This window comes from Sphingomonas sp. (genome assembly GCF_036731925.1).
In the GTDB taxonomy this organism is placed as follows: Bacteria; Pseudomonadota; Alphaproteobacteria; order Sphingomonadales; family Sphingomonadaceae; genus Sphingomonas.
In genome coordinates, this window is the sequence record NZ_DAINDJ010000002.1 from 1,607,118 (window position 1) to 1,622,084 (window position 14,967).

Consider the following 14,967-nt stretch of genomic DNA (forward strand, 5'->3'; position numbering starts at 1 on the left):
GCGAATGGATCCCCGCCTTCGCGGGAATGACGCAGGGTTTATTGCCCTCGGAGTAGCTTACTCCGCCGCTTCCTTCTGCGCCCCATGGCCGACGGGCACCGCCATCAGTCCGTGCAGCTTCGCCTGGAAAGCGCCCAGCGCCCCGCCGGTCAGGCGGCGGACCGAAACGAAGGATACCGCGCGCGGATTGACTGCCTGGCCGTTGCGCGTCGTCTCGAAATGCAGGTGCGGGCCGGTCGAGAGGCCCGAATTGCCGCTGCGGCCGATCTGCTGGCCCTTGCGCACCGATTGGCCGGGGCGGACCATCACCTTGCTCAGATGCGCATAGCCGGTGGCGAAACCGCCGCCATGGTCGATCCGCACGAGGTTGCCATAGCCCGAGGCGCCGCCCGCGACGCGCACCACGCCGTCCACCGCGGCATAGACGGGCGAGCCATAGGGTGCGGCGATGTCGATACCCTTGTGCATCCGGGTGAAGCCCAGGATCGGGTGCATCCGCATGCCGAAGGCGGAGGAGAAGCGCCCATTGACCGGCATCGTCATCATGCCGGTCTTGCTGCCGGTGCCGCTGACATCGAACCATTCGGTTTTGCCGTCGCTCTCCCAGGGGGCGAGCTGGACGCCGTTCGCGCAGTCGGTGACGCCGGCATACATCAGCTGCCCGTACTGGACCTCGCCGGTGGCGGCACGCGCCTGGCCGAGGATCAGGTCGAACTTGCACGACGATCCCAGCTTCGACACGGAGACGCGGCTGCCCAGCGTGCGCAGGAAAGTCTCCACCGCCTTGGCCGGCGCGCCGGCGGCGCGGGCCGAGCGGTAGAGGCTCGATCCGATCAGCCCCTGCACCCGCAGTGGCGTATGGTCGATGGCGATGGGAATCGACGTGATCGCCAGCGCCGCACCCTTGCGCACGACTTCGATCCGGCGATCGAAGGCAGCGCGGAAGGCGAGCTTCTCGAGCGGGCGCGGCTGCGATTTGTCGACGCGGCGGCCCAACGTCATTTCGAGCACGGTGTTGCGCTGGATCTGGCCGAGCGGCATCGCACCCGAGACCAGGCTGGCGACGATCCCGGCATCCGCTTCGCCCACGCCCGAGCGCTGCAGCACGCCGCGCAGCATCGTGCCGCTAGCGAGCCGGGCCTCATGTTCGATGACGGGGCGTTCGGGCGTATCCGTGAGCGGCTTGACCAGGCTGGTTGCGGCCACATGCATGCCGGTGCGCGACCCCTTGGCGAGCGGCGCGATCGCTTGCGCCTGCTGGGCCAGTTCGGCCTCGCCGGTCAGCGGCGCTGGCGCGATGCCGGCGATCGGCCGATTGATGCCGGGGGACAGCATCCAGGTGGCGGCACAGAGCGCAGCGCAGGTCGCAGCGCCGCGAAACCAGGTCGGCGAGCCGATATCGGCGCCGAGATCGGGCACCAGGTCGAGCGTCGCCAGCCGCTTGCCGAGCTGCGTGGGGACCACCGTCGGGATCGCGCGCGCCAGGCCACCGCCACCGCCGGCAAGGCCCGAGCCATGATCGTCGCGAAAGAACAAGCGGTGCTGCCCCTAAGATCCGATTGCGCGCGGCACGAAGCGGCGCGTCCATCGAATCACTCTGGAATCATGCTCTTAAAGTCAAATTAAGTTTGCCGCCCGGTGACTCCACACACGCCGACCCGTGCAGTGCGCGCGGCGAAATGGCCGGGTCGGGCGCAACCGCCACGAAGTCGTGGAAAAGCGGCGGCAAGGAGTTGCCTAATGCGGCGTGTGCGCCGATCTTGGAACGTGACATGAGCCAGTTCGCCCGTTCGCCCGTCACGGCAGTGCTGGGGCCCACCAACACCGGCAAGACCCACCTCGCCGTCGAGCGGATGTGCGGCCATGCCAGCGGCATGATCGGCTTCCCGCTGCGGCTGCTGGCGCGCGAGGTGTATGACCGCGTGGTGGCCATGAAAGGCCCTACCGAAGTCGCGCTGATCACCGGCGAGGAGAAGATCCTGCCGCCCAAGGCACGCTGGTTCTGCTGCACGGCCGAAAGCATGCCGCTGGAGCGCGAGACGGCGTTCGTGGCGCTGGACGAGGCGCAGCTGGGCGCCGATCCGGAGCGCGGCCATGTCTTCACCGATCGGTTGCTGCGCGCACGCGGCCGCGAGGAGACGATGATCCTGGGATCGGACAGCCTGCGGCCGATGCTCAAGGCACTGGTGCCCGAGGCGGAGATTGTCGGCCGCCCGCGCTTCTCGACGCTCAGCTATGCCGGCGCCAAGAAGCTTTCCCGGCTGCCGCGCCGCTCGGCGATCGTCGCCTTCTCGGCCGAGGAAGTCTATGCGGTGGCCGAGGCGCTGCGGCGCCTGCGCGGCGGCGCCGCGGTGGTGATGGGCGCGCTGTCCCCGCGCACGCGCAATGCCCAGGTGGCGATGTTTCAGGCCGGCGAGGTCGACTACCTCGTTGCCACCGACGCGATCGGCATGGGGCTCAACATGGACGTGCACCATGTCGCCTTCGCCTCGCTCCACAAGTTTGACGGTCGCCGCCAGCGCCGCCTGACCATCGCCGAGATGGCGCAGATCGCCGGCCGCGCCGGCCGCCACCAGAAGGACGGCACCTTTGGGGCGCTGCACGAAGAAGGGCCGAGTGCCTTCACGCCGGAGGAAGTGCTCGCGATCGAAGGTCACCAGGTGCCCAGGCTGGAGCATCTCTACTGGCGCGAGGGCGAGCCGGATTTTTCCAGCATCGAAGCGCTGATCGGCAGCCTCGAGCGGAAGCCGCACGCCGAGGTGTTGCGCGCCGCGCCGCAGGCGACCGATCTGGCGGTGCTCAAGCGGCTGTCCGAAGAAAGCTGGGTCCGGGACCGTGTCCGGCATCCGCGCATGGTCGCGCGGCTGTGGGCGGCCTGCGGCCTGCCCGATTTCCGCAAGCTCGGCGTCGATCCGCATGCGCGCTTCGTCGGGCGGCTGTTCGGGCATCTGTCCGAAGGGCGCGGGCATGTGCCGCACCAATGGTTCGCCGACGAGATCCAGCGGCTCGACAATATGGGCGGCGATGTCGAGACGCTCGCCGGCCGCATCGCCGCGGCGCGCAGCTGGGCCTATATTGCGCACCGCGCCGACTGGCTGGAACAGCCCGCCCATTGGGCCGAGCGGACGCGCGCGATCGAGGAAAAGCTCTCCGACGCGCTCCACGCCAGCCTTACCCAGCGCTTCGTCGACAAGCGCACCACGGTCCTGCTCCGCCAGATCGGTGCCGATGCCTCCAACCTGCCCGTCACGATCGGGCCCGAGGGCGAAGTGAGTGTGGAGGAGCACCCGCTGGGGAAGCTGGAAGGCTTCCGCTTCAGCGTCGCTGCCGAAGCGCGGGCGGGCGACAAGCGCATGCTGCTCGCCGCCGCCGAAAAGCGGTTGGCAGGCGAATATCGCCGGCGCGGATCGGCCCTGGCAGACGCGCCCGATGCGGAACTGGCGCAGATCGGCACCGCGCTCCACTGGCGCGGGCACGATGTGGCGCTGCTCAAGCCGGGTGCGAACCTGGTGCGACCGCGCGTCCAGCTCGACCGCGCGCTCGACGTGCTGGACCCCCAGGCCAAGGCGGCGGTGCAGGCGCGGCTGGAACGCTGGTTTGCCGAGCGGGTGCAGGCCGATCTGCCCGTGCTGGCGAAGCTCGATGCGATCACGCGCGAGGCGGCAGCGGGCGCGCCGCTGCGGGCGCTGGCCAACGCCCTGCTCGAACAGGGCGGGCTGCTGCCCAGGCGCGCGGCGGGGGCGATGATCGAGGCGCTGGATGGCCCCGCCCGGCACCGGCTACGCAAGATCGGCATGACGATCGGCACGCTCGACCTGTTCGCGCCGGCGTTGCTCAAGCCGCGCGCCGCCGCCCGCCGCCGCGCGCTGATGCGGCTGGAAGGCGGCCCGCCCGATGCGGCCGTGGTGCTGCCGCGCGACATGGACGGGGCGGATCTAGCCCATGGTTTCCGACCCTTCGGTGCGCAGGCAGTGCGGGTCGATCTGGTCGAGCGGATCGCCCGCGCGGCGCACGAGGCGCGGCAGGGGCGAAAGCCCTTCGCGCCGGATCCGGCGCTCGCCACCTCGATCGGCCTCAAGCCCGAGACCATCGCGCGGCTGATGGCGCAGCTGGGCTTCCGCACCGCAAGGGGGGATGCCGACGGCGTGCAGCGCTGGATCTGGCAGGGACTGACCCCCCTCGCCAAGCCCAAGCCGGTCGTGGCGCCGGGCAATGCCTTTGCGGCGCTGGCGGCGCTTCGCAATGGCTGAGCCGGTAGGGCACGGGCCTGCGATGCGGCTCGATCGCTTCCTGTGGTATGCGCGGATCGTGAAGACCCGCAGCGCTGCGCAAGCCTTGTGCGAAAAGGGGCTGCTGCGGATCGACGGGCGGCGGGTGGAGCGCTCCTCCGCCTCCGTCCGGGTCGGGGCGATCCTTGCCTTCCCCATCCAGGGCAAGGTCCGCGTGTTGCGGGTCGAGGCGCTGCCGATCCGGCGTGGGCCTCCGGGCGAGGCGCGGGCCTGCTACGAGGATCTCGTGACCGATCCTCGCGTTCAGGACATGTCCGGCGATTGACGCGGCCGCCGCCCGCGCATAGCAGGACCCCCGCATTGATCGTTCGCAACCAAGGACCGTTTTCCCAATGACCTATGTCGTCACCGACGCATGCATCCGGTGCAAGTACATGGACTGTGTCGAGGTCTGTCCGGTCGACTGTTTCTATGAGGGCGAGAACATGCTCGTCATCAATCCGAACGAATGCATCGATTGCGGCGTGTGCGAGCCTGAGTGCCCCGCCGAGGCGATCCTGCCCGATACCGAGAACGGCCTGGAAAAGTGGCTGGAGCTCAACCGAACCTATTCGGAGCAGTGGCCCAACATCACCACCAAGGGCGAAGCGCCGGCCGATGCCGACGCGATGAAGGCCGAGACCGACAAGTTCGACAAATATTTCTCGCCGAACCCCGGTTCCGGCGACTGACCTTCCGGGCGGCACGTACCGCCAGCCTCGACGGGCCCGAAATGGTGCACGGCGCATGGATTTATGCGCCGTCCGCGTGACCTTTCACTGGTAATTTTATTACGAGCGTGTTAAATAGCGCGGGACGAAGGCAGAAAGACTCGCCTTCGCCCGGAGACGCTAGCGTATGCCCCGTGTTCCCTCGTCCGCCGCGCCACGCGCGCCTGGGCGGGATCCGCAATCCAACCGGGGCCGGTAATTCACGAAAGGTTCCTCGCACATGGCTGCCAAGGCGCTGTCCTTCGATGTCGGCGATTATGTCGTTTACCCCAAGCACGGCGTGGGCCGTGTGATCGAGCTGCAAAAGCAGGAAATTGCTGGAATGCAGCTCGAACTTTACGTCCTGCGTTTCGAAAAAGAGAAGATGACGCTCCGCGTGCCGACCAACAAGGCCGAGAGCGTGGGCATGCGCAAGCTTTCCAGTGACAAGACGCTCAAGGAAGCTCTGGATACCCTGAAGGGCAAGCCCAAGGTCAAGCGCACCATGTGGTCGCGCCGCGCCCAAGAATATGAAGCGAAGATCAACTCCGGCGACCTCGTGTCGATCGCCGAGGTGGTCCGCGACCTGTTCCGCGCCGACGACCAGCCCGAGCAGAGCTATTCCGAGCGCCAGATCTTTGAAGGCGCGGCCAGCCGCCTCGCCCGCGAACTGGCGGCAATGGAAGAGATCGACGAGCCGGCGGCGCTGGAGAAGATCCTGGACATCCTGCGCAAGGCCGCAGCGATCCACAACAAGGACAAGGTTCCCGCCTGAGGCGCGAACCCGGTCGAAGCGCGAAAGGGGGCGGAACCATCGGTTCGCGCCCCCTTTTCGTTCGTACCGCATTGTGTATTATGGTGGCAACACACGATCCGGGAGATCCACCATGCGTCCGTTGCTCGTCCTCGCGCTGCTGCCCTTCGCCACTGCCTGCCATACGAGCTGGGGCGACAATAATGGCACGAAGGTCGACGCCAGCGGCACCGGCACCAGCCGCAGCTTCGCCGCGACCGGCTTCACCGGCGTGGCGCTGAAAGGCTCGGACGATGTCGACGTGCGCACCGGGCCGAACTTCTCGGTGCAGGCGGAAGGCGATCCCGCCGTGCTCGACCAGCTCGACATTCGCCTTGACGGCAAGACGCTGAACGTCGGCCGCAAGAGCAAGGCCGGGGTGATGTGGGACAAGGGCGGCGCGGCCAGGATCCACATCGTCCTGCCGCAGCTGCGCGACGTTGCGGTCGCGGGTTCGGGAACGATGCAGGTGGACCGCGCCGTCGGCACGTTCGACGGGGTCGTCGCAGGCTCGGGCGACCTCAGCATCTCGGCGATGGCGGCGGAGGAAGCGTCGCTGTCGATCGCAGGCTCGGGCAACATCACGCTGGCAGGACGTGCGGACAAGCTGGACCTTTCGGTCGCCGGCGCGGGGGACCTGAAGGGGCAGCAGTTCACCGCCAAGAGCGCCGACATCTCGATTGCAGGCTCGGGCAGCGTGCGCGCCAATGTGGGCGGCCCGGCTTCGGTCTCGATCCTCGGCTCCGGTGACGTCGAACTCCACGGCGGCGCCAAGTGCAAGGTGAGCAAGGTCGGGTCGGGCGACGCGAAGTGCTCGTGACGGGAGCAAGCGGCTCGATGTAGCGATTTCGAGCCGCGCCTCTGCCGAAGGGCGCGGAAGCAATGAATCGCGAGCGCTTGTGACGCCATGAAAGATCATTGCCGTGTCGGCTGGAACATTTCGGCCGATCCGGGTAGCATCGGCCGCAATTGATCTGGTTACTCTTGGGGGGAAGATGAAAAAATCAGCGCTGGTGGCGCTTTCCGTCGCCTTATTGACTAGCGCCTGCGGCGGCGGCGGCGGCGGCGGCGGCGGTGGCGGTATGGTCGTCGTCACCCCTACTCCGACACCGACACCCATGCCGACACCAGTACCGTCTCCTACGCCGACACCCGCCGACGCCCACCCCACTGGCGACCCCGGTGCCCATCGCGGCGGATGAGAACTGGTCCACGCTTCAGCGCGATCCAGCGCATACCGGTTATGTGCCTGCGAGCTTCTCTGCTGCCAGCTTCGCTGATGCCTGGACGATCACGACCGATGCTGCACCCAGTGAGGTCGCGGCACGGGCCGGCAGCGTCTTCTTCAACGACCTGCACGCGGACAAGCACGTCTACACGCACCGCGTCTCGACCTCGACGGGCGCATCGCTATGGGCGTTCGACATCGGACAGGGCAGTTATTCGCCGGGCAAGCGTCCCTATGGCCCCGCCTATGCCAATGGCCGCGTCGCTTCCATTTCGTACAATCAGACCTCGAGCGCGGCGCCGCTGCAGGTCATCAATGCGGCCACCGGCGGCTACATCAGCACGCCAACCTATGATGCGCAGTTCAGTGACGGTAGCGTCCCCACGATGGTAGGGGATGAGCTGTTCTTTACCTCGGGCTACTACGGCAACGCAATCTTCAACGCGAATGCCGCGACCGGCGACCGTATCTGGAGCACGACCAGCACCGGGCAATATGGCGGCTACGTCATGCAGGGTGAGAGCGTCGCGGTCGACCAGCAATATGTCTATTTCTTCCAGGCCGGCTCGATCTTGGTCCTGAAGCGGAATGGCGCGCTTGCGCGATTCATCCAGAACCCCTTCTTCACCCGGAATTTCATCAGCTATAGTGGTGAGTATGTCGGTGGGCCGATGCTCGACAGCGCCGGCCATATCTTCGTCTTCACGGACAATCGTCAGCGCGGAGATGCATTGCCGATCGCGGCATTTTCGTTGTTTGCCGACAAGCCGCTGTGGCGCACGGGCTACAGCTATGTCGGCGACCCCGCGGTGCGCGCGGATCGGCTGTACGGCATACGGTCCTCAAGCACGATCGTGGACCTGATCGACACATCAACGGGTCTTGTGGCTGCTTCGATCAATGTGGGTGGCAACGACAACCTAAACAGCAATGTGATCGTGTCCGACAGCCACCTGTTCGTGTCGAGTGCGACGACCACCTTCGCCGTCGATCTGACCAAGAGCAACTTCCCGGTTGTTTGGAAGACCACCTTCGGCGGTTCGCTGGCGGTGACGCCCGAAGGTTATCTGATCATCTCCACCACAACCGGGCTCCACGCGGTGAAGCTGAAATAGTCCGGCCCAGCGGGGAATCTTAAGGCGCTCGAGGGAGGCTTGGGCGCCAAGTCCTCACGCCGCCAGAGGAAACCGCAGCAATTTGTGCTCCGTCGCCACCAGCGCCTCCGCGCCCGGACCCACGGCGCGGACGATCTCCGGATGCCCCGCATCCAGCCCGCCGGTGAGCGCGCCGAAGGCCGGCAGGATCAGCTTGGTCCCGGTCGCCACGAAGCAGCGCCGCGAGACGTGGCGGCCGCGCACCGTCAGGCGCAGCTTGGGGTGGAAATGGCCGGAAAGCTCGGGTCGTGGTTCGCCGGCCTCCGCTTCGTGGCGCAGTACCAGCCCGTCTACCTCGGCCTCCTCGTGCACCGTGCCGCCGCAATGATCGACCAGGACGGAGTCGTGGTTGCCGGTGATCCAGTGCCAGGCCAGCCCGCCGGTCAGCCCGGTGAGCATCGCGCGGGCTTGCGCCGGCAGCCGCTCGCAACCCTCGACGTCGTGGAAGCTGTCGCCCAGGCACCAGAGCTCGATCGGCGCCACCCGCTCGACCAGCGCGGTCAGCGCCGACAGCGTCGCCAGCGTGTCATAGGGCGGCAGCATCTGGCCGCCCAGCGCGAACCAGCTCGCCTTCTCGAAGTGCAGATCGGCCACGAGCAGGGCCCGCCGCGCCGGCCAGTAGAGCGCGCCTTCGGGCAGCGCGCGAAAGTCATGGCCGGCGAACGAAAGGGGAACCATGGGCCTGCTATCCCGCTTCCGCGCGCCGGCGTCAATGCTGCTCAGGCGGCGACGGTCGCGCGTTCGGCGCCGGCCGTCTCGCCCAGTGCCCCCAGGATCCGCACCCAGGAGCGGATGCCCTTGTGGAAGCTCTTCAGCTCGTACTTCTCGTTGGGTGAGTGGATATTGTCGTCGGGCAGCGCGAAGCCGACCATCACGCTGTCCATGCCCAGGATCGAGCGGATCGAGTTGACGACGGGGATCGAGCCGCCGCAGCCGAGCAGGGCGGACGTGCCCCATTCGGCATCCAGCGCGCCCTGCGTCGCCGCGAGCGGGCCGCTGTCGCTCGCCAGGCTGATGGCGAAGCTGCCGGGGCCGCGCGTCACGAACTCTGCCGAGCAATCCTCGGGCAGGCGGCTGCGGACATGGGTTTGGAACGCCTCCCACACCTGGTCCGGATCCTGGGTGCCGACCAGGCGGAAGCTCACCTTGGCATGGGCTTCGGCCGGAATCACCGTCTTGAAGCCTTCGCCGGTATAGCCGCCCCACATGCCGTTGATCTCGGCGGTCGGGCGTGACCAGACCTGCTCGAGCACGGTCTTGCCCGTTTCACCCGCGGGCACGCGCAGGCCGATCTCGCCGAGGAATTCGCCCGCGTCGAAGCCGAGCTTGTTCCAGCTGGCCAGCACCGCCGGATCGGTATCCGGCACGCCGTCGTAGAAGCCGTCCAGCGTCACGCGGCCATCGGCATCCTTCATTTCCCCGAGGATTCCGGCGAGCAGCTGGAGCGGGTTGCGCGCCGCACCGCCGTACAGGCCGGAGTGCAGATCGCGCGAGGGACCGCGCACCGTCACCTGGCCGGCAGCCATGCCGCGCAGGCCGATGGTGATGCCGGGGGTGTCGCGGTCCCACATCAGCGTGTCGCAAATCAGCGCGAAATCCGCCTTCAGCTCCTCCGCATGGGCGTGGAGGAAGGGCTCCAGGCTGGTCGAGCCCGATTCCTCTTCGCCCTCGAACAGGATGGTGACGCGGCAGGGCAGGCGGCCCTCCGCTTCCTTCCAGGCACGGCACGCCTCGACGAAAGTGCGCAGCTGGCCCTTGTCGTCCGAGGCGCCGCGGCCGACGATCGTCCTGGAGCCGTCCGCGCGGGTGTCGATCCACGGGTCGAACGGGTCGCGCGTCCACAGCTCGATCGGGTCGACCGGCTGGACGTCATAATGGCCGTAGAACAGCACATGCGGCCCGTCGCCGTCATGGTGGGCGACGACCATCGGGTGCCCCGGCGTATCGGCGACGCGCGCCGTGAAGCCGATCTCGGCCAGTTCGGCGGCGAGCTGCTCGGCGGCGCGGCGGCAGTCGGCGGCATAGGCCGCGTCGGTGGAAATGGAGGGCACGCGCATCAGCGCGGCGAGGCGCTCGACGCTGGCATCGAGCTGGGCATCGGCGATCGCAAGAACGGAGTCGGTCATGGCCATGCAGCTATGCCTCACCGGGGTCCGCCGCAACCCCGGCAGAAGGGCAGGGTGTCTCGATAGCGGCTCGAAAGGCTTGCCGGTCCGACGGCGCTCTGAGATACTCACGGCACGGGGAAGGGATCGCGTGACCGCAACAGAGACGGGGGCGAGCGCGCGGTACGGCGCGTTCATCAGCTATAACCATGCCGATCGTGCCCGCGCGCGCTGGCTGCACCGTGCGCTGGAGCGCTATCGCATTCCGTCCAAGCTGGTCGGGCTGCAAACGGCGGTCGGGCCAGTGCCGCGTCGGCTGGGCCGCATCTTCCGCGATCTCGACGAACTGCCGGCCGCGAGCGACCTGAGCGCGGAAGTGCGCGCCGCGCTTGCCGACTCCGCCTGCCTGATCGTTGTCTGCACGCCTGCGGGCGCGGCCTCGCGCTGGGTGGCGCGCGAGATCACCCTGTTCCGCGAACTCCATCCCGATCGCCCGGTCCTCGCCGCGCTGTTCGACGGCGAACCGGCGGATGCCATGCCGCTGCCGCTGCGGCGCTCCGCCGACGGCGCGGAGACCGAGCCGCTCGCCGCCGATTTCCGCGAGGGCAAGGACGGCAAGCGGCTGGCGCTGCTCAAGCTGGTCGCCGGTGCGGTGGGGGTTCCGCTCGACGCGCTGGTGCAGCGCGACGCGCAGGCGCGGGTGCGGCGCGTGACGGCCGTCACGGCCCTGGCGGTTCTTTTGCTGCTAGCGATGGCCGGATTGACGGTCCTGGCCGTGCGGGCCCGCGGGGAGGCGGAGGCTCGGCGTGCCCAGGCGGAGGGGCTGGTGGAATTCATGCTGACCGATTTGCGGGGCCGGCTGAAAGAGGTCGGCCGGCTGGACGTGCTTCGCGAAGCGAATGCGCGCGCGCTGCGCTATTATGGCGAGCAGGATCTGGCGACGCTGCCCCCCGACGTCCTCGCCCGCCGCGCCCGCGCGATCATGACCATGGGCGAGGATGCGATGGAGGCCAAGGAGACCGCCCGCGCCCGCGCCGCCTTTCTTCAGGCCAACCGCATCACCCGCGCGCTGATCGAGCGCGAGCCCGATGCGTACGACATCGTGTTCGCGCATGCCCAGAGCGAGTTCTATCTGGGCATGCTGCATCTCGAAGCCCGACAACTCGCGGAATCCGAGCCGCATTTTGAGGCGTACGCGGCTCTCGCGCATCGGCTCATGGCGCTGAGATCCACCGACCCGCGCAGCGCGGAAGAGATTTCCTATTCTACCGGCAATCTGTGTGCGCTGCGGATGGAGCAACGCTCGGCCGACAAGGCAGTGAAACTGTGCGGCGAAGCCGTTCGCGCCGCCGAAACACTGGCGCGGCGTGAGCCCAATTCGGAACAGCGCTGGCGAGACGTTGCCAACCGACAGGGTTGGTTGGCGGATGCGCAGGTGCTCGCTCGTAACCCTGATGCAGCGCTCGCGTTGCGGCACGAGCAGGTCGGATTGCTCGAGCGCCTGCTCGCCCGGGATCCGCAGAATGCGCGCAACCGGCGCATGTTGATCTCCGCGGAGCGCGCGCTTGCCAAGCGCGAAGCCTGGCACGGCGACAGCGAGATGGCGGTGCGGCGCATGCGTGCCGCCGTTGCCGACCTCCGTACAATGACGGAGATGGATACCGAAAATCAAGAAATCGCCACTAGATTGATGGAAATGGAGGCTGAGCTCCTCAAGATGGAAAGGCGAATCCAGTGAACGGACAATATCCATTATCGATATACCCGCCGTCGTACATCAGGCTAGTCAAGCGATATCAGATTTTTGCTAGCAGTGGTGGCGGATATCCACTCAGCAACCTCAAGTTTCATATCCTGGGCTATGAAGACGTCGACCGGTTTGGAAATGGCAAGCCGGTGACGCCCGAGGAAGACTTCACGCAGATCGTCCGCGATTTCGTCGTCGCCCCACCGAACATCGAGCCGGGCGTTGCCGGTCTGACGGCGTCGCCTCCGACGCCCCTCGACTTTGTCGTCCGCGAGCCTTGCTGCGTCATTCTCAAGCTGATCGGCGATTTCTGGGAATATACGCCGAACAGCCTCTATGTCAGCACCAAGCGTGAATATCCCGACGGCAAGTATCGCCGGCCCTTCCCGCTGCTCGATGACAACGGCAGGATCACGGCCGTTGGGTTCTTCGTTGAATATGTCGCTAATCCGCAGCATCGTAAGACGTGCGACGGACTCAATCTTTACGTAGACTTTTTGCAGGGAGATATGCGCATGCCGACGATGATCGACCCGGAAGTTGAAAACAAGGGCAACCACGACTCGCCGCCGCCCGAGCCGGATCCCCATGCGCCCAAGCCGGACAACGGAATCTGACCCCGGTCTCGACACGATGATGGGGGGATGTCGGATCGGATGACGGCGCAGGTGCTTGCCATCACCGCGCAGGCGCGCGCGGGTGCGCTCGACCGCGCCTGGCGGATGTTCCGCGACGCAGGGTTCCACCGCGTCGCGGACGATCCGGCCGTGCTCAGCCTCAAGGGGCGGCTCCTCAAGGACGAGGTGCTGCTGCTCGCCGGCGAGGCCCGGCGGCAGCATGCCCGCGAAGCGGCCGCCGCCTACAGCGCGGCGGCGCAGCTGGCACCGGCCCCATACCCTCTCATCAACGCAGCGACGCTGGCGCTGATCGCGGGTGATACCGCGGCCAGCCGGGCGCTCGCCGCCGATGTCCAGGAACTGCTGCGTGCCGGCGTTCCCGACGAAACCCCCTATTGGCTGGGCGCGACCGAAGCCGAGGCGCTGCTGCTCGCCGGCGACGGCGCCGCTGCCGAAACCGCGCTGGCCCGCGCGATCGCCGCTGCGCCCCTGGCCTGGGAGGATCATGCCTCGACGCTGCGCCAGTTCGGCGTAATCCTTGCCGAGCAGGGCGCATCGGCGGCATGGCTCGACGCCTATCGCCCCCCGCGCAGCCTCCATTTTGCCGGCCATATGCGGCTGCCCGAGGACGTGGCAGCCCTATCCGATTCGATCGATGCGCTGCTGGACCAGGAGCGGGTGGGCTTCGGCTATGGTGCGCTCGCCGCGGGCGCCGATCTGCTGATCGCCGAACGGCTGATCGCGCGCGGTGCCGAGCTGCACGTGGTGCTGCCCGGTGACGTCGCGGCGTTCGTCGATCGCTCGGTGCGGCCGCACGGCGAAAGCTGGGTGATGCGCTTCGAGGCGGCGCTGGCCGAGGCCGCCAGCGTCCAGGAAATGGGCGAGGCAAGTCCGGCGGCGTTCATGCCTTCGGTGCGCCTCGCCGATCTCGTCGCGATGGGGCGTGCGGCGATGCATGCCGGGCTGCTCCAGTCCGAAGCGGTGCAGCTGCTGCTCGGCCCCGCCTCGGTCGACGAGGTCGGGCAGAGCGCGCATGCCGGCGGGCTGTGGCGCAACGCGGGTCGCCGCCAGCATCTGGTGCCGCTGCGTGCGCCCTCAGTCTCGCACGTTGCCGACCCAGCCGCGCCGCAGATCGTCGCGGTGCTCGCGGTCGACCTGCTCGGCAGCGAAGGCGAGGATTTCGCGGCGATTAGCCGGGACGTCGCGGGGCGCTTGCCGGCGCTGCGCCAGGCGCTTTCCGCAACCCCGCCGCTCGCGGTACGCTGGGGCGCGCGACGCCTGCTGATCGCGTTCGAGGGCACCGGCCGGGCCTATGGCGCCGCGGTGCGTCTGGCGGCTGGGCTGGGCGGCAGCGGGCCGCTCCGCCAGGCGCTGCACATCGGCCTCGCCACTATGATCGACGATCCGGTGACAGGCGCGCCGGTGCTGCTGGGCGGCGCCTTCGACCTGGCCGAGCGCATGCTGGGGGTGACGACGCCGGGCGCCACCTTCGCCAGCGAAGCGTTCGCCGCGAGCCTCGCCGCCTGCCAGGCCGATGCCGGGCGGGCAGAGCTGGTCGGGGAAATCGCGCTGGTCGGCCAGGCGCCGACCACGCTCTACGCGCTCAAGCCCGGCTTCAAACGATAAGCGCCTCGAGCCGGGCAGGGGCGACGATCTCCAGCCCGTCCTCATGCCGCTGGACGATGCCGCGGCGCTCGAGGGCAGAGACGGCGCGAGAGACGGTCTCGCGCGCGGTCTGCACGCGCAGGGCCAGGTCCGAGAGTACCGGCAAGGGGCGAATCCAGCGGCCGTCCTTCTCGCGCGCCATCCGCAGCAACTCGGCATGGACGCGGCCTGTGGCGGAGAGCGTGAGCCGTGCCGAGACAAGTTGGCTGAGCGCGCTGAACTGGCGCACCATCGTCCGCGCGAGCACCACCCCCACACAGGCATGTCGCTCCGCCAGCGCGTAGAATTCGGTCGTCGCGAAGCTGGCGAGGTGGCTCGGCATGGTGGCGGTACAGTCCGCCGCCTGTTCGCGGCCCGGATCCACGCCGCCAAAAATGTCGCCCGGGTGGTGTTCGGCGACCTGCAGGATGCGACCATCCAGGGTTACCATTGCTGCGCGAACATGGCCTTCCAGCAGCACCATCACCCGCGCCGACATCTCCCCCTGATGGACGATGGTCGCACCTGGCGAGCAGCGACGGGGCATCGCCGCCGAAGCCAGCTCGGCCGCGATCGCTTCGCTGCACGCGAAGAGTTGGGCGAACCGCGTCGCCAGATCGATATCGCCTGCCCCCACGCCCCGCATTTCGCTGCGAAAACTGCAACGGCACCATGTTGACTGATGTGCGGCATGGCAAGTC

The 14,967-nt window shown here is 67.9% G+C and carries 13 protein-coding genes; 9 read left to right on the top strand and 4 right to left on the bottom strand.

Features of this window, described 5'->3' with window-relative positions:
• Nucleotides 1–57 precede the first annotated feature (57 nt).
• Entirely contained in the window at nt 58–1,536 is a 1,479-nt protein-coding gene (locus tag V7E00_RS17100) for a M23 family metallopeptidase (protein ID WP_333573804.1), read from the bottom strand.
• 236 nt (nt 1,537–1,772) lie between these two features.
• Here V7E00_RS17100 and V7E00_RS17105 point away from each other — a divergent pair, with 236 nt between their 5' ends.
• The 6 genes from V7E00_RS17105 (at nt 1,773) to V7E00_RS17130 (ending at nt 8,114) form a co-directional block, all read left to right on the top strand.
• Nucleotides 1,773–4,250 (top strand): helicase-related protein, encoded by a 2,478-nt coding sequence (locus V7E00_RS17105; protein ID WP_333573805.1) that lies wholly within the window; start codon nt 1,773–1,775, stop codon nt 4,248–4,250.
• A complete protein-coding gene (locus tag V7E00_RS17110; RefSeq protein ID WP_333573806.1) occupies nt 4,243–4,554 on the top strand; it encodes an RNA-binding S4 domain-containing protein in 312 nt (103 codons plus the stop codon). Before V7E00_RS17105 ends, V7E00_RS17110 begins: the two co-directional genes overlap by 8 nt.
• A gap of 67 nt (nt 4,555–4,621) precedes the next feature.
• Nucleotides 4,622–4,960, top strand: a complete 339-nt coding sequence (fdxA, locus tag V7E00_RS17115) for a ferredoxin FdxA (protein ID WP_010545040.1) — start codon at nt 4,622–4,624, stop codon at nt 4,958–4,960.
• Nucleotides 4,961–5,219: 259 nt separating this feature from the next.
• Nucleotides 5,220–5,753: a CarD family transcriptional regulator gene (locus V7E00_RS17120; RefSeq protein ID WP_010545041.1), complete on the top strand. Its 534-nt coding sequence runs from the start codon at nt 5,220–5,222 to the stop codon at nt 5,751–5,753.
• Between the two features lie 112 nt (nt 5,754–5,865).
• The gene (locus V7E00_RS17125) at nt 5,866–6,591 is read left to right on the top strand and encodes a head GIN domain-containing protein (protein WP_333573807.1); all 726 of its coding nucleotides are present in this window, start codon (nt 5,866–5,868) and stop codon (nt 6,589–6,591) included.
• A gap of 362 nt (nt 6,592–6,953) precedes the next feature.
• On the top strand, nt 6,954–8,114 hold the full coding sequence (locus V7E00_RS17130; protein WP_333573808.1) for an outer membrane protein assembly factor BamB family protein: 1,161 nt from the start codon (nt 6,954–6,956) through the stop codon (nt 8,112–8,114).
• Nucleotides 8,115–8,168: 54 nt separating this feature from the next.
• Here V7E00_RS17130 and pdeM read toward each other — a convergent pair whose 3' ends face one another.
• Together pdeM and V7E00_RS17140 are read right to left on the bottom strand one after the other, a co-directional pair.
• Nucleotides 8,169–8,831, bottom strand: a complete 663-nt coding sequence (pdeM, locus tag V7E00_RS17135) for a ligase-associated DNA damage response endonuclease PdeM (protein WP_333573809.1) — start codon at nt 8,829–8,831, stop codon at nt 8,169–8,171.
• Between the two features lie 41 nt (nt 8,832–8,872).
• A complete protein-coding gene (locus V7E00_RS17140; RefSeq protein ID WP_333573810.1) occupies nt 8,873–10,279 on the bottom strand; it encodes a M20/M25/M40 family metallo-hydrolase in 1,407 nt (468 codons plus the stop codon).
• Between V7E00_RS17140 and V7E00_RS17145 the strand changes: the two genes are divergently transcribed.
• The 3 genes from V7E00_RS17145 to V7E00_RS17155 are packed head-to-tail and all read left to right on the top strand — an operon-like array spanning nt 10,194 to nt 14,248.
• Complete coding sequence (locus V7E00_RS17145; RefSeq protein ID WP_333573896.1) at nt 10,194–11,996, top strand: toll/interleukin-1 receptor domain-containing protein; 1,803 nt, start codon at nt 10,194–10,196, stop codon at nt 11,994–11,996. The genes V7E00_RS17140 and V7E00_RS17145 overlap by 86 nt on opposite strands.
• Nucleotides 11,993–12,622, top strand: a complete 630-nt coding sequence (locus tag V7E00_RS17150; protein ID WP_333573811.1) for a nucleotide synthetase — start codon at nt 11,993–11,995, stop codon at nt 12,620–12,622. Before V7E00_RS17145 ends, V7E00_RS17150 begins: the two co-directional genes overlap by 4 nt.
• 27 nt (nt 12,623–12,649) lie before the next feature.
• A complete protein-coding gene (locus V7E00_RS17155; RefSeq protein WP_333573812.1) occupies nt 12,650–14,248 on the top strand; it encodes a TRAFs-binding domain-containing protein in 1,599 nt (532 codons plus the stop codon).
• Here the strand turns inward: V7E00_RS17155 and V7E00_RS17160 are convergent.
• On the bottom strand, nt 14,238–14,912 hold the full coding sequence (locus tag V7E00_RS17160) for a Crp/Fnr family transcriptional regulator (RefSeq protein ID WP_333573813.1): 675 nt from the start codon (nt 14,910–14,912) through the stop codon (nt 14,238–14,240). The genes V7E00_RS17155 and V7E00_RS17160 overlap by 11 nt on opposite strands.
• Nucleotides 14,913–14,967 lie beyond the last annotated feature (55 nt).